Raw genomic sequence first — 19974 nt, forward strand, 5'->3', positions numbered from 1 at the left:
GACCATGGAAACCAGCGTCATATTTTAGTGTTCTCTCATCCGCCGGCCGCTGTTGCCGATCTGCCACGCCTTTCGCGGAGCACGCCATGAACGATACCGACCGCGGGCCGCGCCTCGCCCTCTACCAGCCCGACATTCCCGGCAATACCGGCGCGATCCTGCGGCTCGGCGCCTGCGTGGGCATGGCCGTCGATGTGATCGGCCCGGCCGGCTTCGACCTGTCGGACCGGGCGCTGAAGCGCGCCGGCATGGACTATCTGGCCATGGCAGCGCTCACCCGGCACGACGACTGGGCGGCGTTCGCGGCCAGGCGCGAGGCCGAGGGCCGGCGCCTGGTGCTGTTTACCGCGCGCGCCACCCTGCTCTATACGCACCTGGCGTTTCGATCCGACGATATATTGCTGTTCGGGCGCGAATCGGCCGGCGTGCCCGACCATGTGCATGAAGCCGCCGACGCGCGCGTGCTTGTCCCAATGCCCGGCGGCGGGCGCAGCCTCAACCTCGCCCTGACAGCGGCAATGGCGGCCGGCGAGGTCATGCGGCAACTGGCGACGGGCTGAAACTCGGGACGCGCCGTTACCCAGTCACGGTCGCTGCTAATCGGCCGTCGGCAGGCGGCGCATGGTGAATTCGATCACGTCGCGCGGACGCTCGCACCAGCTTTCGATCGCGGTCCAGTAGGCCTGCCTGGGCCAGCGATCGAACCATTCGCGCGCTTTCGCCCGCGCATCCGCGCGCGGCAGCACGAAGGTTTCGCGCAAAAACCCGTCGCGCGGCAGGCGTTCGCCGTGGCTGCGGTGTTTGTCGAGCCTCTTCTTAAGCCCGTCGAGGGGCGGTCTCGGCGGTGTCCGCACGCAAAGCCTCTCCCAAGATCGGCCTCAAGCCTAGGATCGAATCCGCGCCAAGGCGAGTCTTTTCGTGTCGCCGGGCGTCGTGCGGCGATCGGCGGGCTGGCCTCCGGGCGCGCATGGCTCTATGGGCTTGGCAGGATCGAGGACCAGCGAGGACGCGCCATGCAACGCCCGGAGATTCCCGCCGACATGCCGGACGGCATCGAAGACAAGAAGGAGACGGCCAGGACCTGGTTCGAAAGCCTGCGCGACCGCATCTGCGCCGATTTCGAGGCGCTGGAGGACGCGCTGGCGGGCCCGCTTCGCGAACGCCCGGCCGGCCGCTTCGAACGCAAGCCCTGGCAGCGCGACGGCGGCAAGGGCGGCGGCGGCGTGATGTCGATGATGCACGGCCGCGTCTTCGAAAAGGTCGGCGTGCACACCTCGACCGTTCATGGCGAGTTCTCGCCGGAATTCCGCAAGCAGATCCCCGGCAGCGACGAGGATCCGCGCTTCTGGGCCTCCGGCATTTCGCTGATCGCGCATCCGCACAATCCCAACGTGCCGGCCGTGCACATGAACACCCGCATGGTGGTGACGGCCCGGCAATGGTTCGGCGGCGGCGCCGATCTGACCCCGGTGCTCGACCGGCGCCGCACCCAGGAGGACGCCGACGCGCGCGATTTTCACGCCGCCATGCAGGCCGCCTGTGCCCGCCACGAGGTCGCGGATTATCCGCGCTACAAAAAATGGTGCGACGACTATTTCTTCCTGCCGCACCGCGACGAGCCGCGCGGCATAGGCGGCATTTTTTTCGACTGGCTGCATTCCTCCAGCCAGGCCGGCGGCTGGGAGGCCGATTTCGCCTTTACCCGCGAGGTCGGCTCCGCCTTCGCGACGATCTATCCCGAGCTCGTGGCCCGCAATTTCGACAGGCCCTGGAGCGAGGCCGACCGCGAGGAACAGCTTGTCCGGCGCGGCCGCTATGTCGAGTTCAACCTGCTTTACGATCGCGGCACCACGTTCGGCCTGAAGACCGGCGGCAATGTCGATTCGATCCTGTCCTCCATGCCGCCAATGGTGAAATGGCCGTAAAATCCAGGCTCCACCGCCAATCGTGATCGCCTCGGGGGCAACGATTTGCCCGTTTTCGTGTTAGTCTGGGTGAACCCGCAAGCAGAACGGATCCAGGAGGAAAGATCATGAAGGAATATCACTGCGGATCGCTCGTTCCCGGCTGCGAATGGCATACCCGCCATGAAGACGAGGCCGAGATCATGCGCCGGGCCGTAGAGCATATGCGGCTCGACCACGGCGAGGACGTCATCCGCGAATCAATGGTCGCAGCCATCCGCTCTCGCATCGAAAAGACGCGCAACGCCGCCTGAAGGAGTGCAGCGCATACGGTGCCGGGCGTCGGCCGGCAAACCGGCCCCGGCTCCGTCAGGACAGAATGGTTCGCTTCAACTCTTCCGCGCGGGCAAGCAGTTCGGCTCGATCCAGCGAGAACCCCGAATCAATCCAGATTTCCTCCAGATCGCGCAGCGCATTGCCCATTTTCGGGCCGGCGGGAATGCCGATCGCGATCAGATCGGCGCCGCCGACCGGAAATTCCGGCATCGTCCAGCCGTCGAGGAATTTTTTCAGCCGGTAATAGCCGCCGGCCTCGATCATCGCCGTGTCGTCGGTGACGGCGCGTGCCCGCGCCGACGCCAGCGCCAGCCGCAGCCGGTCATCGAACCCGGCGCGGCCGGCCCGGTAGGCGAGCCGCGCCAACTCGGTTTCGCTCGCCGTGTGGCCGATCTGCGGCGTCGCCGCCCAGGCGACCAGCCGGTCGCGTTCGCCGTTCGACAGTTTCAGTCGTTGCGCCAGCGCGGCGATGCGCGGCGCGTCGGGCGGAATGATCGCAGCCAGCCGCAAGAGCGGGTCTGACGGCCAGGCAAGCTCACGCTCGGCCTGCACGAGACCGTGTATGGCGTCGATACCCCATTTTTCGCTTTCGGGCAGAATGGCGGTGAGCACGCCAGCCTGGCGCATCCACAACAGCGCGCGCGAAGGATCGTCGGCGGCCAGCAGCCGCTTGAGTTCCGACCACACCCGTTCGGCAGACAGCGTGTCGAGCCCCTGCTTGAGCCGCGCGCAGGCCTTTAGCCCCGCCGCGTCGGGCCGGCCCGAGCCGTAGCGTGCGAAAAACCGGAAAAACCGCAGGATGCGCAGATAGTCCTCGCGGATGCGGGCCTCGGCGTCGCCGATGAAACGCACAGTACGGCTGTCGACGTCGGCGAGCCCGCCGATCAGGTCGACGACGCGGCCGGCCGCGTCTGCGTAAAGCGCGTTCATGGTGAAGTCGCGCCGCTCGGCGTCGGCCTGCCAGTCGCGCCCGAAGCGGACCGTGGCGCGGCGCCCGTCGGTCTCGATATCGGCCCTGAGCGTGGTGACCTCGTAGGCGACGGCCTCGGCGATGACGGTGATCGTGCCGTGCTCGTAGCCGGTCGGCACGGCCTTGAACCCGCCCCGTTCTGCGCGCGCGACGATCTCGTCGGGCACACAGGTGGTGGCGATGTCGATATCGCCGGCCTTCTCGCCCAAAAGCGTGTTGCGGATCGCCCCGCCGGCGATACGCGCCTCCTCGCCGCCCTCGGACAAAAGGCCGAGAAGGCGTTGCAGCGCCGGCGCCGCAAGCCATGGCGCTTTGTCCGCGATCGAAATTGATGTCACGCGTAGAGCCTTTCGTAGACGGTGCGGATGATCCCGGCGGTGATGCCCCAGATATACCGGTTGCCATGCGGCATGGTGTAGAAAAACCGTTCGCGGCCGTTCCACAACCGGCTTTCGCGGTGATGGTTGGCCGGGTCCATCAGGAAACGCAGCGGCACCTCGAAGGCGTCGTCGACCTCGGCGGGGTTGATGGACATTTGGAATCCGGGGCTGACCGTGGCCAGCACCGGCGCGATGCGGTAGCCGCTGCCGGTGACGTAATCGGGCAGGCGCCCGACAACGGCGACATGGCCGGGATCGAGGCCGATCTCCTCGCGCGCCTCGCGCAGAGCGGCGAACTCCGCCGTCGCATCGTCGGGATCGATGCGCCCGCCCGGAAAGGCGATCTGGCCGGAATGGTTGCGCAGCGCGGCCGTGCGCGTGGTCAACAACAGCGTCGCCTCCGCGCCGCGGTCGACCACCGGAACCAGAACCGCCGCGTCGCGCAGCCTGTTGCCCAGGATCATGTCCTTGAGCGATGGATTGAGTACGTGGTCACCCAGCTCGACGGCATGTGGCGCCTTCTCGCGAACCGCGCGGCGGCTGAATTCCGCCGCCGTATAGGCGGGCGAGTGGCACAGCTCCATCCCTATGCACTCAGCCTTTCGAGCTCGGCTGCCGGCATGATCGGAAAAACCGCGCCGCCGGAGCGCACCGCAAACATCGTCTCGCCGTCGACCTCGATCTCCTCGCCGATCTCGACCAATTCGTACATCACCGCCCGCGCCACCAATGCCTCCAGGCGTCCGCGCACCAGCAGATAGGGTTTCAGCCCGTTGGTGTCGTCCTCAAGCACGAAGCGCAGCGGGTGGGCGTCGCCGGCCTCCACCACGTCGCCGACATTGGTGCGGAAGGTGAGTTTCCGGCTTTCGCCGGTGCCCGACACCGCGAGTTCGACCGCCAGGAACGGCGCGTCCTCGACCTTGATCTCGACCTTTTCCACCGGGGTGACCAGATAGGTCTTGCCGTCGTCGTCCTTGCGCAGAACGGTGGAAAACAGCTGCACCAGCGGCATGCGGCCGATCGGCGTACCCATGTAGAACCAGGTGCCGTCGGCGCGGATCTCCATGTCGATGTCGCCGCAATTGTCCGGGTTCCAGCGTTCTACCGGCGCAGCCCCCTTGCCGGCACGCGTCGCGCGCGACACCAAAGCGGCAAGCGATCCGGCGTCGCCAGCCTCGTTCAAGCCTTTGCCTTTAGTCTCGGATTGATCGACCATGGTCACGAAATAGTCACTGTCGTTCCGCTTGTCAGCCACTTTGGCCGTTTTAAGTTTAAGGTGCATATACCGGAATGGCGCGAATCGGGGGATCATGTCGCCGGTGGCGGTCGATCAGCGAAGGAAAAACGGCATGGGCGTCACGGTGAAGCAAAAGGCGGTCGACGAAAAGCAGATGATCGCCGCAGCGGAGAGCGCGCTGGCCGACATTTCCCGGACCCGCGACGCGGTCGGCAAGGTCATTTTCGGCCAGGAAGCGGTGGTCGAGCGCACGATGGTGGCAATCCTGGCGGGTGGCCACGCCTTGCTCGTCGGCGTGCCCGGGCTTGCCAAGACCAAGCTGGTTGAAACGCTGGGCGTGGTCCTGGGGCTCGATTCCAGCCGTATCCAGTTCACCCCCGACCTGATGCCGTCCGACATCCTCGGCTCCGAAGTGATGGAGCAGGACGACAACGCCAAGCGTTATTTCCGTTTCATCCCCGGCCCGGTTTTCTCCCAGCTCCTGATGGCCGACGAGATCAACCGCGCCAGCCCGCGTACCCAATCGGCGCTGTTGCAGTCGATGCAGGAATATCACGTCACCGTGGCCGGCGCGCGACACGACCTGCCCGCCCCCTTCCACGTGCTCGCGACCCAGAACCCGCTCGAGCAGGAAGGCACCTACCCGCTTCCCGAGGCCCAGCTCGACCGCTTCCTGATGCAGGTCGACATTGTCTATCCCGATATCGAGGCCGAGCGCCGCATCCTTCTGGAAACCACCGGCGTCGAGGAGGCCAAGGCCGAAAACGTGCTGTCTTCGCAGCGCCTGCGCGAGATCCAGGCGCTCATTCGCCGCATGCCGGTACCCGAAAGCGTCGTCGAAGCGATCCTCGATCTGGTGCGCTCCGCGCGCCCGGGCAACGGCAATGCCGATACCGACAAGCATGTAGCCTGGGGCCCGGGGCCGCGCGCCAGCCAGGCCCTGACCCTGTGCGCGCGGGCGCGGGCGCTCTATGACGGCCGCCTTGCCCCGTCGGTCGACGATGTGCACGCGCTGGCCGAGCCGGTGCTGCAGCACCGCATGGCGCTGACCTTCTCTGCACGCGCGGAGGGCATGAACGTGCGCGACGTTATCGCGAGGCTGGTGAAAGAAGGCGGTTGATGGTGGCGCCGATAGGCCAGGCGGCCCCCCCGGTCGCACCAAGCGACGCACTAGCCCGGGGGCGGTCGCGCGCCGCCCTTATTCCCGATCTGCTGGTCGACGCGCGCCGCATCGTCAATACGGTGATCGCCGGATGGCACGGCCGGCGCAAGCGCGGCATCGGTGAGAATTTCTGGCAGTTCCGCCCCTATGTAGAAGGTGAGGCGATGTCGCGCATCGACTGGCGCCGCTCCGCCCGCGACGACCAGCACATTTTCGTGCGCGACCGCGAATGGGAGGCGGCCCATACGGTGTGGTTGTGGGCCGACCCTTCGCCCTCGATGCTCTACCGCTCCGCCAACACACAGGTTTCGAAGGACTCACGCGCTCTGGTGCTGGTGCTGGCGCTGGCCGAGTTGCTGTCGCGCAGCGGCGAACGCATCGCCTGGCCCGGCCTGTCCGATCCGTTCGTGGCCCGCAACGGCGCCGAGCGCCTCGCCTCGGGCCTGCTACAGGCCAAAACCGTGCCCGACCGGCCCGAGCTGGCCGCCATCCGCCGCTTTTCCGACATCGTCATTGCCAGCGATTTCCTCGATCCCGTCGAGGAGACCATGGCATGGCTCGACGTGCTGGCGCGCCACGGCGTACGCGCCCATCTGATCGAGATTGCCGATCCGGCCGAGGAAAGCTTCCCCTATGCCGGGCGCACCGAGTTTCGCGACCCCGAGACCGGCGAGAAGCTGACCGCCGGCCGGGCCGAAACCCTGGCTGAGGATTATCGGAAAGCCTATCTGGCGCGCCGCGAGGCGCTGGCCGCCTGGTGCAAGCGCCTGTCGTGGAGCTACACGGTCAATCACACCGACAGGCTGGCCTCGGAGGCGCTGGTGCAGGTCCACCTGGCACTGAGCGCCGCTTTCGCCCGCACGGCGGGAGGGCCGCGATGAGTTTCCTGGCTTTCGGCCAGCCTCTGGTGCTGCTCGGCCTGCTCGCGCTGCCCGTCATCTGGTGGCTGCTGCGGCTGACGCCGCCCAAGCCCCAGTCCGAGCTCTTTCCGCCGCTGCGTATCCTGGCGCGCGTACTGAAAAAGGAGGAGACACCGCATCAAAGCCCGTGGTGGTTGACCTTGTTGCGGCTCGTGATGGCCGCGCTGGTGATCCTCGCGCTCGCCGAGCCGACCTTCCGCCCGCGGGAAAAACTCCAGACAGCCGGCGAGGCGCTGGCACTGGTCATCGACAATGGCTGGGCGTCGGCGGCGGACTGGGACCTGCGCGTCGCCACCGCCGAACGGCTGATCACCGACGCCACCGAAAGCGGCACCCCGGTCGTGCTGGCGCTGACGGCCGAAAAACCGAATGCCGAGATCGGTCCCTTCGACGCCGAGGAAGCTCGCAACCGGTTGCGGGCGGCCGAACCCCGGCCGGTGCCGGTCGACCGCGCTGCGATCTTCGGCCGGGTGGCCGGGACGCTGGAAGCCCTGCCTGCCGCGACGGTCGCCGTGCTTTCCGACGGCCTCGCCACCGCCGGCGACGAGGCCGCCTTCGCGCAATTGTTGGGCGGAACGGCCGGCGAACTAGTCTGGATCACACCGGAGCGGCTGGCCATGATCGGCCTGACCGCCACGGAAAACCGGCCCGATCATTTCGCAGTCACCGCGGTGCGGGCCTCGGCCGAGACCGGTCCGCGCCAAGTGACAGCCGGCGCCTTCGACGACCGCGGGCGACGCATCGCCGACACCGCATTCGCCTTCGCCCCCGGCGAGACAGTCGCGACGGCTGAGTTGCGGGTTCCGTTCGAGCTGCGCAACGACTTCGCCACCATCCGCGTCGACGGCGAGAACCAGGCCGCCGCCGTCAGGGTTCTGGACGAGAACTCCAAGCGCCGCCGCGTCGGGCTGGTCTCGCAGGCCGAAGGTGACCAGGCCCAGCCACTGTTGTCACCGCTCTATTACATTGAGCGCGCGCTCGAACCCTTTGCCGATCTGGTCGAGGCGCCGACCTCCGATCTTGCGCAGGCGATTCCGGAACTGCTCGAACGCAAACCGGCCCTGATCGTCATGGCCGATGTCGGCACCCTGCCGGACGCTGCCCGCGAGGCGCTAATCGAATGGGTCGAGGGTGGCGGAACGCTGGTGCGTTTTGCCGGATCGCGCCTTGCCGCGGCCGACAATGATGACGCGTTGCTTCCGGTCCGCCTGCGGCTCGGCGAACGCGCGCTCGGCGGATCGCTGACCTGGACCGAACCGCAGCCGGTCGCCGAATTTCCGCGCAACGGGCCGTTTGCAGACCTGAGACCGCCGCGCGACGTCACCGTCACACGCCAGGTGCTGGCCGAGCCGACACCGGATCTTTTCGAACATAGCTGGGCCAACCTCGCCGACGGCACGCCGCTGGTCACCGGTGCGGCGCGCGGCGAAGGAACGATCGCGCTGTTCCACGTCACTCCCGAGGCGACCTGGTCCAGCCTGCCGATCTCCGGCAGCTTCGTCGACATGTTGCGGCGGCTGGTGCAGATGTCGCGCAATCAAGGCGCGATCGAGGCTTCGGCCAATGGCAATGTTCAAACGCTCGCGCCGTTCCGCATGATCGCCGCCGACGGCATGCTTACACCGCCGACACCGGACGCCAAGCCGCTCGCGACCGGCGGCGCGCAGGCCGTGACAATCGAAAACCCGCCCGGCCTCTACGGCACCGAGGAAGGGCTTGTGGCTCACAATCTGCTCGGTGCCGAGGCCACGCTCGCCACCATCGAGCGCCCGGCGACCGACTTGCCGGTCTCGACCGCCGCCTATGCGCTCGACCAGTCGCGCGACCTGCGCGGTCCGCTGATCGGGCTGGCGCTGGCGCTGATGGTCCTGGACACGCTGGCCGTATTCTGGATCGGCGGCGTGTTTTCCCGGCGACGGCGCGCCATGCCCAGGACGGCGGGCGCGGCGCTTCTGGCCGTCGCACTCGGCGCTGGTCTCTTGATCGGTGCGGGCGACAGGGCCGCCGCCGAGGACGCCAAGCCGGGCGACGCCGAGGCGATCGCGGCGATCTCGACCACCCGCATCGCCTATGTGCTGACCGGCGACGCCGCGCTCGACGCCGTCAGCCGCGCCGGCATCGCCGGGCTTACCCGCTTCCTGATCGACAAGACCGCGCTCGAACCCGGTCCGCCGGCCGGTGTCGACATCGCCAGCGACGAGCTGGCCTTTTATCCGCTGATCTACTGGCCGGTCGATCCAGCCGCGCCCATGCCCTCGCAGGCCGCCATCGCCCGCGTCGACGCCTATATGCGCCAGGGCGGCTCGGTGCTGTTCGACACGCGCGACCAATATGCGACCGGCTTCGACCTGTCCGGCGCGGCAAGCCCGGCCACGCGGCGACTGCGCGACATCCTCTCGGACCTGAACGTGCCGCCGCTCGAGCCGGTGCCGGAGGACCACGTGCTGACGAAGTCCTTCTACATCCTGCACAATTTCCCCGGCCGCTACGCCGGCGGCCCGCTTTGGGTGGAGGCTTCGCTCAACGCGCAAAGCAGCGACGGCCGGCCGGTAAGGACCGGCGACGGCGTCTCGCCAATCCTGATAACCGCCAACGATCTCGCCGGCGCCTGGGCGGTCGACGCCAATGGCGATCCGCTGTTGCCGACGGTGCCGGCCGATCCGATGCAGCGTGTCTACGCGCTTCGCACCGGCGTCAACATCATGATGTACATGCTGACCGGCAACTACAAATCGGACCAGGTACATGTGCCGGTCCTTCTCGAACGGCTCGGACAATAGGAGCGGCTGATGAACTGGTCGCTCGCCTTCGAACCGCTCCTGTCCTGGCCGCTTATGGCGGCCCTCGCAGTGCCGATGGCACTGCTTGCCCTGGCCGCGCTCTATTTCCGCCAGCGCGGCGCGCTGTTGCGCGTCGCCGCCTTCGCCGCCCTGGCGCTCGCCCTCCTCAATCCGGTCCTTCTCGACGAGGAACGCGATCCGCTGCAAAGCGTGGTCGCCATCGTCGTCGACCGCAGCCAGAGCCAGGATATCGGCGCGCGCGCCGCGACCACCGACCAGACCGTCGAGGAGTTGAAGGCGAGACTCGGCCGGTTCAGTCAGTTCGACGTGCGCGTGGTCGAGGCCGGCCGGGTGAGCGAGACTGACGACCGGACCCAGACCCGGCTGTTTTCGGCGCTGGAAAGCGTGTTTCGCGACGTGCCTCCCTCGCGCATCGGAGGCGCGGTGATGGTCACCGACGGCCAGGTGCACGACGTTCCAGCCGCCTTCGACGGGTTGCCGGGTCCGCTGCATGCGCTGATCACCGGCGAAGACGACGAACGCGACCGCCGCGTGCGTTTCGTCAATGCGCCGCGTTTCGGTATCGTCGACAAGCCGCTGTCCATGTCCTATCGCGTCATCGGCACCGGCGAGGAAGGCCAGCCTATAGACGTGCGGGTTTCGATCAACGGCGAACAGGTGGCGCTGGAGCGCGCCATCGTCGGCTCGGAAATGCCGCTTGAGATCACCGTGCCGGGCGCCGGGCGCAACATCGTGGAATTGTCGGTCGAACGTGCCGAAGGCGAGATCACCGACGCCAACAACCGCGCGATCGCTATCGTCGACGGCATTCGCGAGAACCTGCGGGTACTGCTGGTGTCGGGCGAACCGCATGCCGGCGAGCGCACCTGGCGCAACCTTCTGAAGTCCGACGCGGCAGTCGACCTGGTTCATTTCACTATTCTTCGGCCACCGGAAAAACAGGACGGCACGCCGATCAACGATCTGTCGCTGATCGCCTTTCCCACCCGCGAGCTGTTTGTCGAGAAGATCAACGATTTCGACCTGATCATCTTCGACCGCTACCAGCATCGCGACGTGCTGCCGATCCTTTATTACGACTACATCGCCGAATATGTAGAACGCGGTGGCGCGCTTTTGATCGCCGCCGGCCCCGAATATGCGGGCGAGCAGTCGATCTCGCGCACGCCGTTGATGTCGGCTCTGCCCGCCCTGCCGACCGGGACCGTGATCGAGGAAGCGTTTTATCCGCGCCTGACGGAAACCGGTGCCCGCCACCCGGTGACGCGCGGGCTGGAAGGTTCCGGGCAGGAGCCGCCCAACTGGAGCCGCTGGTTCCGTCTGGTTGGCATTTCGCGGCCATTGGGCGATGTCGTCATGAAAGGGCCGCGCGAGGAACCGCTGCTGCTGCTCAATCGCAATGGCGAGGGCCGGGTCGGCATGTTTTTGTCCGACCAGGGCTGGCTGTGGGCACGCGGATTCGAGGGCGGCGGGCCGCATGTCTCGCTCTACCGCCGCATCGCCCACTGGCTGATGAAGGAACCGGAACTGGAAGAGGAACGCCTGACGGCGGCCGGCCGCGGCATGACGCTTGAGGTGAGCCGGCAGACGATGAGCGACGAGGCCGGGCCGGCGCGGGTCATCACCCCGTCTGGCGCGACGATGGATCTGCCGCTGGTCGCCGGCCGGCCGGGACTTTTTTCCGGCAGCGCCACGGTCGAGGAGATCGGCCTCTACCAGGTCGCCAACGGCGATCTGACCGCGCTTGCGCATGTCGGCCCGGTCAACGCCCCGGAATTCGCCGAAACCGTATCGACCCCCGATGTGCTACGGCCGGCGGCCGAGGCGACGGGCGGTGGCGTCCGCCGCCTCGCCGGCTTCGGCGGGCGGCTCGCAATGCCCGGCATCGTTCCCGTTCGCGCCAGCGGGGAAGCGTCGGGACGCGACTGGATCGGCCTGCGCACGACCCGCGACAGCGTTCTCAAATCGGTCAACCGCGTGCCGTTGTTCGCTGGCTTTTTCGGCCTGGCGCTGCTGCTGTTCGCCTTCTGCGCCATGTGGTACCGCGAGGGACGCTGACCCGCCGCGAGCGCGGCTGCGAGCGCGAGCCGGGCGAGTGATCGGTCGAAGCGATCGATCGATTGGTCCGCCTTCGGCACCGCTACGCGGCAACGGCGTGATCGGCGTGCGTCATAACGCCTTGTAGTGCGTCGAGCGCGCCGCCGGAAATCTCATGGATCAAGAGCCGGTTCGGATCGACCGGGCGCGGCATGACGATGCGCCGGGCCGGAACGCGCCGGAAGCCGAGCGGGCCGTAATAGGGTTCGTCGCCGACCAGGATGACGGCGGGAGCGCCGGCCGCACGGGCTGCCTCGACAGCGACACGGACCAATTCGCGCCCGATTCCCCTGTCCTTGAAGGCCGGCTTCACGGCCAGCGGACCGAGCAGCAGCGCCCGCCCCGCGCCGGCCGCGACGCGGGTGAGCCGGACGGTCGCGACTACCTCTCCGTCATGCACGGCAACAAAGGACAGCGCCCGCTCATGCGGGCCGCCTTCGCGGATCTTGTAGGCCGCGCGCGCATAGCGACCGGGCCCGAAGGCTTCGGCATTGATCTCTTCGATGGCGTGATCATGTTCGGCCGTCTCGGCCAGATAGGCAATGTCGAGCATGGTGTTCCGTATCGCAAAACGGTGACGACAGCCGCCCGAGGGCGGAAGGCAAACGCGGCTACCCGCGCGGGCTTGGTCGTCGTCGCTGGATACGGTTCATGTCCGCTTGGCCCCTTTGGAAGCCTCAGCTAGCACCAATTCGCCCACCGGTCCACGCGAAAATAGACCGGTTGCGGCCGATGTCGCCGGGACGGTGACGATCCGTTCAAGGCCGGATGGGCTGTGAAATCCGGGACCAATGCCTAGATTGGTCACCAGCAAGGGAGTTCCGGCATGGGTCTGCTCGTCGACGGAAAATGGCACGACAAGGGATACGACACGAAAAAGTCCGGCGGGCGCTTCGTTCGTTCTGAATCCCAGTTTCGTGATTGGGTGACCACCGACGGCGCGCCAGCCACGGGTCGCGAGCGCGGTTTCAAGGCCGAGGCCGGGCGCTACCATCTTTACGTGTCGCTTGCCTGCCCGTGGGCGCACCGGACCTTGATCCTGCGCGCGCTCAAGAAGCTGGACGACGCGATCTCGGTCGCCGTGGTGGACCATTTCATGGGCGAGAGCGGCTGGACCTTCCGCAAGCGCGACGGCGCCACCGGCGATCCGCTCTACGGCGCCGACTTCCTTCACCAGATCTACACCAGGGCCGATCCGGCCTATTCGGGCCGCGTGACCGTCCCGGTTCTGTGGGACAGGCAGGGGGAAACCATTGTCTCGAACGAATCCTCCGAGATCATCCGCATGCTCAATTCCGCCTTCGACGAATGGGGCGACGCCAGCGTCGATTTCTATCCGGCCCAACTGCGCGCCGAAATCGACAGCTGGAACGAGCGCGTCTACGGCCCGGTCAACAACGGCGTCTACCGCTGCGGCTTCGCCACCACGCAGCAAGCTTACGAGGAAGCCTTCGCCGAACTTTTTTCCACTCTGGACGAGATCGAGGCACATCTGGAGCGGCACCGCTACCTGGTCGGCGACCGCGTGACGGAGGCCGACTGGCGGCTTTTCACCACGCTGGTGCGTTTCGACCCCGTCTATGTCGGGCATTTCAAATGCAATTTGCGGCGGATCGCCGACTATCCCAACCTGTCGAACTATCTGCGCGAACTCTATCAGGTGCCGGGCATCGCCAGCACCGTAGACCTGTTCCACATCAAGCAGCATTATTACGGCAGCCATGAGAGCGTGAACCCGACGCGTATCGTGCCGGTCGGCCCCGTGCTCGACTATGAGGCCCCGCACGACCGCGCGCGGCTGCGCGCCGCCGCCTGAGGGCGCACCTGCGGCTACCAGTAACGGGAAACCGGCGCGTCGCCGAAAATCTCGTCGACCCGCCGGCGCGTGGCCGGTGTCGTGTCTGCCGGCAACACGTCGAGGCCAAAGAAGCGCGCTTCGACGATCTCGCGGTCCGGCACCTTCTCTCCCGTCTGACTGAAACTGGTAACAAGATAAAAGGCGACGTGATCGCGGCGGCTGGCGTTGCGGTTGAAATAGACCGCCTTCAGCGCCGGCGGCGCGGCAAGTTCGATATTGGCCTCCTCGCGCAATTCGCGCGCGAGCGCCTCCTCCAGCGCCTCGCCCGGCTCGACGCCTCCGCCCGGGAATTGCCAACCTGGAACGTAGCTGTGCCGGACCAGCAGCACCGCGCGGTCCTGTTCACGAAAGACCATCGCGCGGGCGCCGAGCGTCATCGGCCGACCGAGCAGGAAAGCGACGTGCATCAGCCGGGTGCGCAGCCGCGACCAGCCTGCAGATGGCGCGCGGGAGGCGCTCACGGGCGCACCCATGCCGGCCGGGAAGCGAACACAGCCCGTTTCATTCGCGGCCGAACCGCTTTAGGTTCGGCCCCGTGTCAGCAGCCCCAGATCGAACCGCATGTTTCGCCTCGCGCATATTTCAGACATCCATCTCGGCCCCCTGCCCGATCTATCCTACCGGGAACTCGCATCCAAGCGCATCACCGGTTATGTGAACTGGAAACGCAATCGCAAGCATCTGCTGAACCCCGGCGTGACGGAGGCGCTGATGGCCGGTCTCGCCCAGGTCGACGCCGATCACATCGCGGTGACGGGTGACCTCGTCAATCTGGCGCTCGATGCCGAAATAGAGCTCGCGCGCGAATGGCTGACCGCGGTGGGTACCCCGGACGACGTCTCGGTCGTGCCGGGCAATCACGACGCCTATGTACCGGGCGCGCTCGCCAAGAGCTGCCGGGCCTGGCGCCCCTGGATCACCGGCGAGAAAACCGGGGTCGGGCTGTCCGAATACGGTTTTCCCTATTTGAGGGTGCGCGGCAACGTGGCGCTGATCGGCGTGTCGTCGGCCCGCGCCACCGGCCCCTTCATGGCGCTCGGCCATTTCGGCGCCAGTCAAGCCGCCCGCCTCGGCCATCTACTGCGCATCGCCGAACAGCGTGGCCTGTTCCGGGTCGTGATGATCCACCACCCACCCGTTCGCGGGGCCACCTCCGCCCACAAGCGACTCTACGGCATCGGCCTGTTCCAGCGCACGGTGCGCCGACACGGTGTCGAGCTCGTGCTGCACGGCCATACCCACCTGCCGACACTGCATCATATTCCCGCCCGCGACGGCCCGGCCCCGGTCGTCGGCGTCACCTCGGCCAGTCAGGGCATCGGCGGCAAGAAGCCGGCGGCCCAGTTCAACCTGTTCGAAATCGACGGTCGGCCCGGCGCATGGTCGCTCGGCCTGATGCGCAAGGGTGTCGCGGGCGCGACCCTGGCGCTGCGCGAGATCGAACGAACCGAACTGCTGGCGCCGCTTCAGCCGGCGGCGAAATAGGCTGCAAGGCGTTCCCAGTAGATCGCCGCGGCGACCGCGAAGGCGACAGCCGCGCCGGCTAGCACGACCACGAGCCCCGACAGGAACGCCTTGAGGCCTTGGCCGGCCTTGCGCGCACGCCCCGCATCGGCGGCAGCCGTCACCGAAGGTGGCGCCCCGCCGGTCCCGTCGTCACCGTCATCGCGGGCCTCCCGGCCAGAGGTTCCATCATCATCCGCTGCCTGTCGCAAGGGCTCGACCGCGCCGTCGAGCCAGCGCTGCCGCTCGATCATGCGCTCGGCGATATAGCGGGTAACCTGCTCGGCCACCGGCTTGATCTCGGTCGATTCGGCAAGCACGGTCCGTCCCAGCCGCGTATCGCGGACGAAACGATAGGTACGCCGGTCGCGTCCGAGCGCGACATGGGTAACGGCATCGATCCACAGCCTAGGCTGGACACCGGAGGAAATCGCGAAGTCGAACTGGATGTCCTCGGCCGGCACATCGGCGAAGACGGGCTCCAGTTCCTGGGCCAGTAGCTCGAGGCGCATACGCGCCGCCTCGCGCAGTTCCACGACCACGTCTTCACGGTCGGCCGAAGCCGTCCTGACCTCGCGCAGCGCCTGCGCGAGTTTGCCCTGCGACTGCTCCGTCGCGATTTTCTGTCCGTCGCTCATGACCGATACCTGCGCCGATCGTTTGGGGTTAACATTTCTTTAACACAGTGTTCGCCCCGGTCACAAAGAGTATTGGCCGGAATGCGGGACGCCTGCCGGCCTGAAATGCGTGTCTGCCTTTTGTAATCGCCGTTCGGTCGACTATGTGTGGGACAGAAGATTCGCGCGGGATGAACGACATGGCGGTTGCGGAACGGTTCGGATCGGCAGTGCGGAACCGCTCCCGGCGCAAGCCGACATCGTTCCCGGCCCTGCTCAACGAGACCTTCGACCGGCATGAGCGCGAGGGCCGCCGGCTGCAGCTGCGCGGACGCGTGGCCGCGCTGGTCGCGATCTACATCCTGGTCGCCGTCATCGCGCCATATCCGGAATCCTTCTATTATCAGTCCCTCGTCATCGTGTTCTTGCTGACAGGCTTCATCCCGGCGGCGATCGACCGGCTGGGCTGGCTCAGGAACTGGCATCTCTATGTATTCGTCACGCTCGATTTCGCACTGATGACGGTGATGATGCTTTATCCCAATCCGTTTTCGCCCACCGACTACCCGCCGCAGTTAGCGCTGCGGTTCGAGACCTTCGGCTATTTCTTCGTGCTGATCGCAGGCCTTGCCTTTTCCGACCAGCCCAGGCTCGTGCTTTGGGGCGGGTTCGTCGGCATCGTGAGCTGGGTCGTCGGCCTGACCTGGCTCGCCTCCCTGCCGGACAGTGTCATCTATTCACCGTTTGCACCGGGATCGTCGTCGCTGGACCTGTCCGAGCGGATCGCCCTGATCGCCAATCCAACCCTGATCGACCTGTCGGTCGAGGCCCAGTCGATCGTCGTGTTAGGCATCGTTGCGATGATTTTGGCGGGCGGCGTCGCGCGTTCGCGCCGGCTGGTATGGCGCCACGCGGCGATCGAGCGCCAGCGGCTCAATCTCGCGCGCTATTTTCCGCCGGCGACGGTGGACGAACTGGCGCGCGACGACGTTTCCCTCGCCGAGATCCGCGAACTCAACGCCGCCATTCTGTTTGCCGACGTGGTCGGCTTCACCCGATGGTCGGAGCGCCATTCACCGGTCGAGACCATCAGTCTTTTGCGCGAAGTGCATGGATTGCTGGAAGAGGCGATCTTCCGCCATGGCGGCACGCTCGACAAGTTCATCGGCGACGGGATCATGGCTACCTTCGGCACGCCCGAGCCGCTGCCGCAGGACCCTTTCAACGCCGTCGCCTGCGTCAACGCGATCCTTGAGGATGTCGCCGCGCTCAACGAGCGTCGTGTTGCGCGTGGCGCCGAGCCCGTCCAGATCGCCGTCGGCCTGCATTACGGCCCGGTCGTGGTCGGCAATATCGGCACCGAAAGGCGGCTGGAACTCGCCGTCATCGGCGACACAGTCAATGCGGCGAGCCGGTTGGAGGAGCTGACCCGCGTTGTGGGCCGCGCCGCCGCCGTGAGCGACGATGTGGTGGCCGATATCCGAGCCCGCGATCCCAACGCGGCCGACCGGCTGATGGCGGGTTTCGATTTTCTCGGCGACAACCATTTGGAGGGCCGCCGCCAAGGTATCGCGGTATGGGCGAGCCAGGTGTCTCTGACGGCGCATGAAAGCCGCCGCCCCAAGCGGCCGCTGCGGCCCTGAACGCGGGCCGCCGCCATCAACGGATGTTTTCGCGGATCAGATGGACAACATCCGCTGTGCACTCGTCGGCCAGCATGTGGCCGGCGCCGGAAAAGGCGTGCAGCGCCATGCGGGGCGGCAGCCCCTCGGTGTGGGAAAACGGCAGGATCGGGTCCTCGCGGCCCCACAGCACCTTGACCGGCATCGGCAGGCCGGCCCGCAGCTCGTAGGGAATCACACCCTGACGCTCGCCGCGAAACAATAACGCCGCGATCTCGACCAGCTTTTCCGTCTGGCCCGGCCGGGCGATCGCATCGGCATAGGGCGCAACCAGCGCCGGTGCGAGCGCAAAACCCGGCGCGTACATGGCACTCAGGCCGGCCGCGAGCTTTTCTTCCGTGTCGGCGGTGGCATAGCGACGAAGATGGGTCGCATCGATGGTCTCGCCAAAACCGCCCGGCGCCAGCGCGGTCAACGAGGCGACCCGTTCCGGCGCGCTGGCGGCGATCAAGGTCGCAATCGCGCCGCCCATCGAGTGGCCGACGAGGTGAAAACGGCTTACCCCGCGCGCGTCGAGATCGGAGAGCACGGCCCTGGCCGCGACCTTGGGCGGTCCCGACTCGGCAAAGGCCAGCGAACCGCCATGTCCTGGAAGGTCATAAGCGATCGTCGTCCGGGCCGCAGCGATCGCGGGCTGAATGTCGCGCCACACGAAATGACCGGCGCCGAAACCGTGCAGAAACACCACCGGCTCGCCGCCAGCGCCGACTTCATGGGCAAAAAGCCTATCCGACATACGACCTCCCCCGGTCCGGTCCTCAAAATCGGGTCACACAGCGGGACCGCGCTCATCCGCGGCAGACCGCGGATGAGTGTTGATCGAAGTCGCCTGCCGCCTCACCGCCGCAAAATGCGGTTGGCCGCCGACACCACCGCCTCGAGCGAGGCGGCGACGATGTTGGTATTGATGCCGACGCCGAACAGGCGTCCTTCTGGATATTCCACCTCGACATAGCTGATCGCCGCCGCGTTGGAGCCCCGCTGCAGGGAATGCTCGGAATAGTCGAGCACCGACAGCTCGACCCCGATATGGCGCGAGAGCGCGTCGACGAACCCGTCTATCGGCCCGGTGCCGGTGCCGCGGATCGACACTTCCTCACCCTTGTCGAGGATCACCGCCTCCACCACGCGCCGCCCCTTGGTCCCGCTGTCAGGATAGGTGTGGTGATCGACATATTTGACGCGCGCGCCCGGCTGATCGACATAAGTCTCCATGAAACTGTCGTGAATACGCTTCGACGGCAGCTCCTTGCCTTCGGCGTCGGTGATCTGCTGGACATGCCGGGAAAACTCGACCTGCAGGTTGCGCGGCAGGTTGATGCCGTAGTCGGCCTGCAAAACATAAGCGATACCGCCCTTGCCGGACTGCGAATTGATGCGGATGATCGCCTCGTAGGTGCGACCGACATCGGCCGGGTCGATCGGCAAATAAGGCACTTCCCACAATTCTTTGTTGGCCTTCTTGATCGCCTTCATGCCCTTGTTGATGGCGTCCTGATGCGAACCGGAAAAGGCGGTGTAGACCAGTTCGCCGACATAGGGATGGCGCTCCGGGATCGCCATCTGGTTCGAATATTCGAACACATCGCGCATGCGCGTGATGTCGGTGCAGTCGAGCATCGGATCGACGCCCTGCGTGTACATGTTGAGCGCCAGGGTGACGAGATCGACATTGCCGGTGCGCTCGCCATTGCCGAACAGGGTGCCCTCGACCCGGTCGGCGCCGGCCATCAGGCCGAGTTCGGTCGCCGCAATCCCGGTGCCGCGGTCGTTGTGGGGATGCAGCGAGACGATGACGCTGTCGCGCCGGTCGATATTGCGGCACATCCATTCGATCTGGTCGGCGTGGATATTGGGCGTCGACATCTCCACCGTCGCCGGCAGGTTGATGATCAACCGGTCCTGCGGCGTGGGATCGACGATCTCGATCACCGCGTTGCAGATTTCCAGCGCCACCTCGAGTTCGGTGCCGGTAAAGCTTTCCGGCGAATATTGGAAGCGGAAACCGCCACCGGCCTTGGCCGCCATGTCGGTGATCATCTTGGCCGCGTCGGTGGCGATGCGCTTGATGCCCGCGACATCCTTCTCGAACACGACCCGGCGCTGCAATTCGCTGGTCGAATTGTAAAAATGCACGATCGGCGTACGTGCGCCCTCGAGCGCCTCGAAGGTGCGGGCGATCAGCTCCGGCCGGCACTGCACCAGGACCTGCAGATCGACCGCGTCGGGCACGCCGCCTTCTTCGATCGCCCAGCGCGCGAAGTCGAAATCGGTCTGCGAGGCCGACGGAAAGCCGATCTCGATCTCCCTAAAACCCATGTCGAGCAGGAGTCGGAACATGCGCGCCTTACGTTCGTGCCCCATCGGGTCGACCAGCGCCTGGTTGCCGTCGCGCAGGTCGACGGAACACCAGATCGGCGCCCGTTCGATCCGCTTTTCGGGCCAGGTCCGGTCATGGAGGCCGACAGCCGGGTAAGGCTGGTATTTCTTCACCGCATCCGGCATGC

19 protein-coding genes are annotated in these 19974 nt (G+C 66.5%); 10 read left to right on the forward strand and 9 right to left on the reverse strand.

Going from position 1 to position 19974, the window contains the following annotated elements; genetic code table 11:
• The first annotated feature begins 86 nt into the window (after positions 1-86).
• Positions 87-560 carry a tRNA (cytidine(34)-2'-O)-methyltransferase gene (locus GN330_RS19830; RefSeq protein WP_156714765.1) on the forward strand — a complete coding sequence of 158 codons (474 nt, stop codon included), beginning with the start codon at positions 87-89 and terminating at the stop codon, positions 558-560.
• A gap of 36 nt (positions 561-596) precedes the next feature.
• Here GN330_RS19830 and GN330_RS19835 read toward each other — a convergent pair whose 3' ends face one another.
• Complete coding sequence (locus GN330_RS19835) at positions 597-854, reverse strand: hypothetical protein (RefSeq protein ID WP_343040961.1); 258 nt, start codon at positions 852-854, stop codon at positions 597-599.
• Between the two features lie 159 nt (positions 855-1013).
• Here GN330_RS19835 and hemF point away from each other — a divergent pair, with 159 nt between their 5' ends.
• Both hemF and GN330_RS19845 read left to right on the forward strand, forming a co-directional pair.
• The gene (gene hemF / locus GN330_RS19840) at positions 1014-1925 is read left to right on the forward strand and encodes an oxygen-dependent coproporphyrinogen oxidase (RefSeq protein ID WP_156714768.1); all 912 of its coding nucleotides are present in this window, start codon (positions 1014-1016) and stop codon (positions 1923-1925) included.
• A gap of 107 nt (positions 1926-2032) precedes the next feature.
• Positions 2033-2218 (forward strand): DUF1059 domain-containing protein, encoded by a 186-nt coding sequence (locus tag GN330_RS19845; RefSeq protein ID WP_156714770.1) that lies wholly within the window; start codon positions 2033-2035, stop codon positions 2216-2218.
• A gap of 55 nt (positions 2219-2273) precedes the next feature.
• Here GN330_RS19845 and GN330_RS19850 read toward each other — a convergent pair whose 3' ends face one another.
• The 3 genes from GN330_RS19850 to GN330_RS19860 are packed head-to-tail and all read right to left on the reverse strand — an operon-like array spanning position 2274 to position 4806.
• Positions 2274-3548 (reverse strand): CCA tRNA nucleotidyltransferase, encoded by a 1275-nt coding sequence (locus tag GN330_RS19850; RefSeq protein WP_343040962.1) that lies wholly within the window; start codon positions 3546-3548, stop codon positions 2274-2276.
• Positions 3545-4174, reverse strand: coding sequence for a CoA pyrophosphatase (locus tag GN330_RS19855; RefSeq protein WP_425487187.1), 630 nt, complete (start codon positions 4172-4174; stop codon positions 3545-3547). Before GN330_RS19855 ends, GN330_RS19850 begins: the two co-directional genes overlap by 4 nt.
• A 2-nt stretch (positions 4175-4176) precedes the next feature.
• Positions 4177-4806 (reverse strand): DUF1285 domain-containing protein, encoded by a 630-nt coding sequence (locus tag GN330_RS19860; protein WP_156714995.1) that lies wholly within the window; start codon positions 4804-4806, stop codon positions 4177-4179.
• 133 nt (positions 4807-4939) lie between these two features.
• Between GN330_RS19860 and GN330_RS19865 the strand changes: the two genes are divergently transcribed.
• The 4 genes from GN330_RS19865 to GN330_RS19880 are packed head-to-tail and all read left to right on the forward strand — an operon-like array spanning position 4940 to position 11768.
• Positions 4940-5947 (forward strand): AAA family ATPase, encoded by a 1008-nt coding sequence (locus tag GN330_RS19865; RefSeq protein ID WP_156714772.1) that lies wholly within the window; start codon positions 4940-4942, stop codon positions 5945-5947.
• Entirely contained in the window at positions 5947-6870 is a 924-nt protein-coding gene (locus tag GN330_RS19870; protein ID WP_156714774.1) for a DUF58 domain-containing protein, read from the forward strand. The genes GN330_RS19865 and GN330_RS19870 overlap by 1 nt, the downstream gene beginning before the upstream one ends.
• Positions 6867-9689: a DUF4159 domain-containing protein gene (locus tag GN330_RS19875; protein WP_156714777.1), complete on the forward strand. Its 2823-nt coding sequence runs from the start codon at positions 6867-6869 to the stop codon at positions 9687-9689. The genes GN330_RS19870 and GN330_RS19875 overlap by 4 nt, the downstream gene beginning before the upstream one ends.
• 9 nt (positions 9690-9698) lie before the next feature.
• Positions 9699-11768, forward strand: a complete 2070-nt coding sequence (locus GN330_RS19880) for a hypothetical protein (RefSeq protein ID WP_156714779.1) — start codon at positions 9699-9701, stop codon at positions 11766-11768.
• An 82-nt stretch (positions 11769-11850) separates the two neighbouring features.
• Here GN330_RS19880 and GN330_RS19885 read toward each other — a convergent pair whose 3' ends face one another.
• On the reverse strand, positions 11851-12360 hold the full coding sequence (locus GN330_RS19885; protein ID WP_156714781.1) for a GNAT family N-acetyltransferase: 510 nt from the start codon (positions 12358-12360) through the stop codon (positions 11851-11853).
• A gap of 273 nt (positions 12361-12633) precedes the next feature.
• Here GN330_RS19885 and GN330_RS19890 point away from each other — a divergent pair, with 273 nt between their 5' ends.
• Positions 12634-13623 (forward strand): glutathione S-transferase family protein, encoded by a 990-nt coding sequence (locus GN330_RS19890; RefSeq protein ID WP_156714783.1) that lies wholly within the window; start codon positions 12634-12636, stop codon positions 13621-13623.
• Positions 13624-13637: 14 nt separating this feature from the next.
• Here the strand turns inward: GN330_RS19890 and GN330_RS19895 are convergent, their stop codons facing one another.
• Positions 13638-14138 (reverse strand): NUDIX domain-containing protein, encoded by a 501-nt coding sequence (locus tag GN330_RS19895; RefSeq protein ID WP_156714785.1) that lies wholly within the window; start codon positions 14136-14138, stop codon positions 13638-13640.
• An 88-nt stretch (positions 14139-14226) separates the two neighbouring features.
• Between GN330_RS19895 and GN330_RS19900 the strand changes: the two genes are divergently transcribed.
• The gene (locus GN330_RS19900; RefSeq protein WP_156714787.1) at positions 14227-15150 is read left to right on the forward strand and encodes a metallophosphoesterase family protein; all 924 of its coding nucleotides are present in this window, start codon (positions 14227-14229) and stop codon (positions 15148-15150) included.
• On the opposite strand, the gene GN330_RS19905 is transcribed toward GN330_RS19900, so the two are convergent.
• Positions 15132-15806, reverse strand: a complete 675-nt coding sequence (locus tag GN330_RS19905) for a hypothetical protein (RefSeq protein WP_156714789.1) — start codon at positions 15804-15806, stop codon at positions 15132-15134. The genes GN330_RS19900 and GN330_RS19905 overlap by 19 nt on opposite strands.
• A 170-nt stretch (positions 15807-15976) precedes the next feature.
• On the opposite strand from GN330_RS19905, the gene GN330_RS19910 reads away from it, so the two are divergent.
• Positions 15977-17428, forward strand: coding sequence for an adenylate/guanylate cyclase domain-containing protein (locus GN330_RS19910; protein ID WP_210252326.1), 1452 nt, complete (start codon positions 15977-15979; stop codon positions 17426-17428).
• A 16-nt stretch (positions 17429-17444) separates the two neighbouring features.
• Here the strand turns inward: GN330_RS19910 and GN330_RS19915 are convergent, their stop codons facing one another.
• Positions 17445-18203 (reverse strand): alpha/beta fold hydrolase, encoded by a 759-nt coding sequence (locus tag GN330_RS19915; protein WP_156714793.1) that lies wholly within the window; start codon positions 18201-18203, stop codon positions 17445-17447.
• Positions 18204-18304: 101 nt separating this feature from the next.
• On the reverse strand, positions 18305-19972 hold the full coding sequence (gene leuA / locus GN330_RS19920) for a 2-isopropylmalate synthase (protein ID WP_197435256.1): 1668 nt from the start codon (positions 19970-19972) through the stop codon (positions 18305-18307).
• Positions 19973-19974: the final 2 nt, after the last annotated feature.

The organism is Nitratireductor arenosus (assembly GCF_009742725.1).
Taxonomy (GTDB): domain Bacteria; phylum Pseudomonadota; class Alphaproteobacteria; order Rhizobiales; family Rhizobiaceae; genus Mangrovimarina; species Mangrovimarina arenosa.

Excerpts from the sequence above, each read along its gene's own strand:
- GN330_RS19860 (WP_156714995.1), bottom strand. The coding sequence starts at position 4,806 with ATGGTCGATCAATCCGAGACTAAAGGCAAAGGCTTGAACGAGGCTGGC.
- GN330_RS19915 (WP_156714793.1), bottom strand. The coding sequence starts at position 18,203 with ATGTCGGATAGGCTTTTTGCCCATGAAGTCGGCGCTGGCGGCGAGCCG.
- GN330_RS19910 (WP_210252326.1), top strand. The coding sequence starts at position 15,977 with ATGAACGACATGGCGGTTGCGGAACGGTTCGGATCGGCAGTGCGGAAC.
- GN330_RS19865 (WP_156714772.1), top strand. The coding sequence starts at position 4,940 with ATGGGCGTCACGGTGAAGCAAAAGGCGGTCGACGAAAAGCAGATGATC.
- GN330_RS19880 (WP_156714779.1), top strand. The coding sequence starts at position 9,699 with ATGAACTGGTCGCTCGCCTTCGAACCGCTCCTGTCCTGGCCGCTTATG.
- GN330_RS19875 (WP_156714777.1), top strand. The coding sequence starts at position 6,867 with ATGAGTTTCCTGGCTTTCGGCCAGCCTCTGGTGCTGCTCGGCCTGCTC.
- GN330_RS19830 (WP_156714765.1), top strand. The coding sequence starts at position 87 with ATGAACGATACCGACCGCGGGCCGCGCCTCGCCCTCTACCAGCCCGAC.
- GN330_RS19870 (WP_156714774.1), top strand. The coding sequence starts at position 5,947 with ATGGTGGCGCCGATAGGCCAGGCGGCCCCCCCGGTCGCACCAAGCGAC.
- leuA (WP_197435256.1), bottom strand. The coding sequence starts at position 19,972 with ATGCCGGATGCGGTGAAGAAATACCAGCCTTACCCGGCTGTCGGCCTC.
- GN330_RS19895 (WP_156714785.1), bottom strand. The coding sequence starts at position 14,138 with ATGGGTGCGCCCGTGAGCGCCTCCCGCGCGCCATCTGCAGGCTGGTCG.
- GN330_RS19855 (WP_425487187.1), bottom strand. The coding sequence starts at position 4,174 with ATGGAGCTGTGCCACTCGCCCGCCTATACGGCGGCGGAATTCAGCCGC.
- GN330_RS19845 (WP_156714770.1), top strand. The coding sequence starts at position 2,033 with ATGAAGGAATATCACTGCGGATCGCTCGTTCCCGGCTGCGAATGGCAT.
- GN330_RS19885 (WP_156714781.1), bottom strand. The coding sequence starts at position 12,360 with ATGCTCGACATTGCCTATCTGGCCGAGACGGCCGAACATGATCACGCC.
- hemF (WP_156714768.1), top strand. The coding sequence starts at position 1,014 with ATGCAACGCCCGGAGATTCCCGCCGACATGCCGGACGGCATCGAAGAC.
- GN330_RS19905 (WP_156714789.1), bottom strand. The coding sequence starts at position 15,806 with ATGAGCGACGGACAGAAAATCGCGACGGAGCAGTCGCAGGGCAAACTC.
- GN330_RS19900 (WP_156714787.1), top strand. The coding sequence starts at position 14,227 with ATGTTTCGCCTCGCGCATATTTCAGACATCCATCTCGGCCCCCTGCCC.
- GN330_RS19890 (WP_156714783.1), top strand. The coding sequence starts at position 12,634 with ATGGGTCTGCTCGTCGACGGAAAATGGCACGACAAGGGATACGACACG.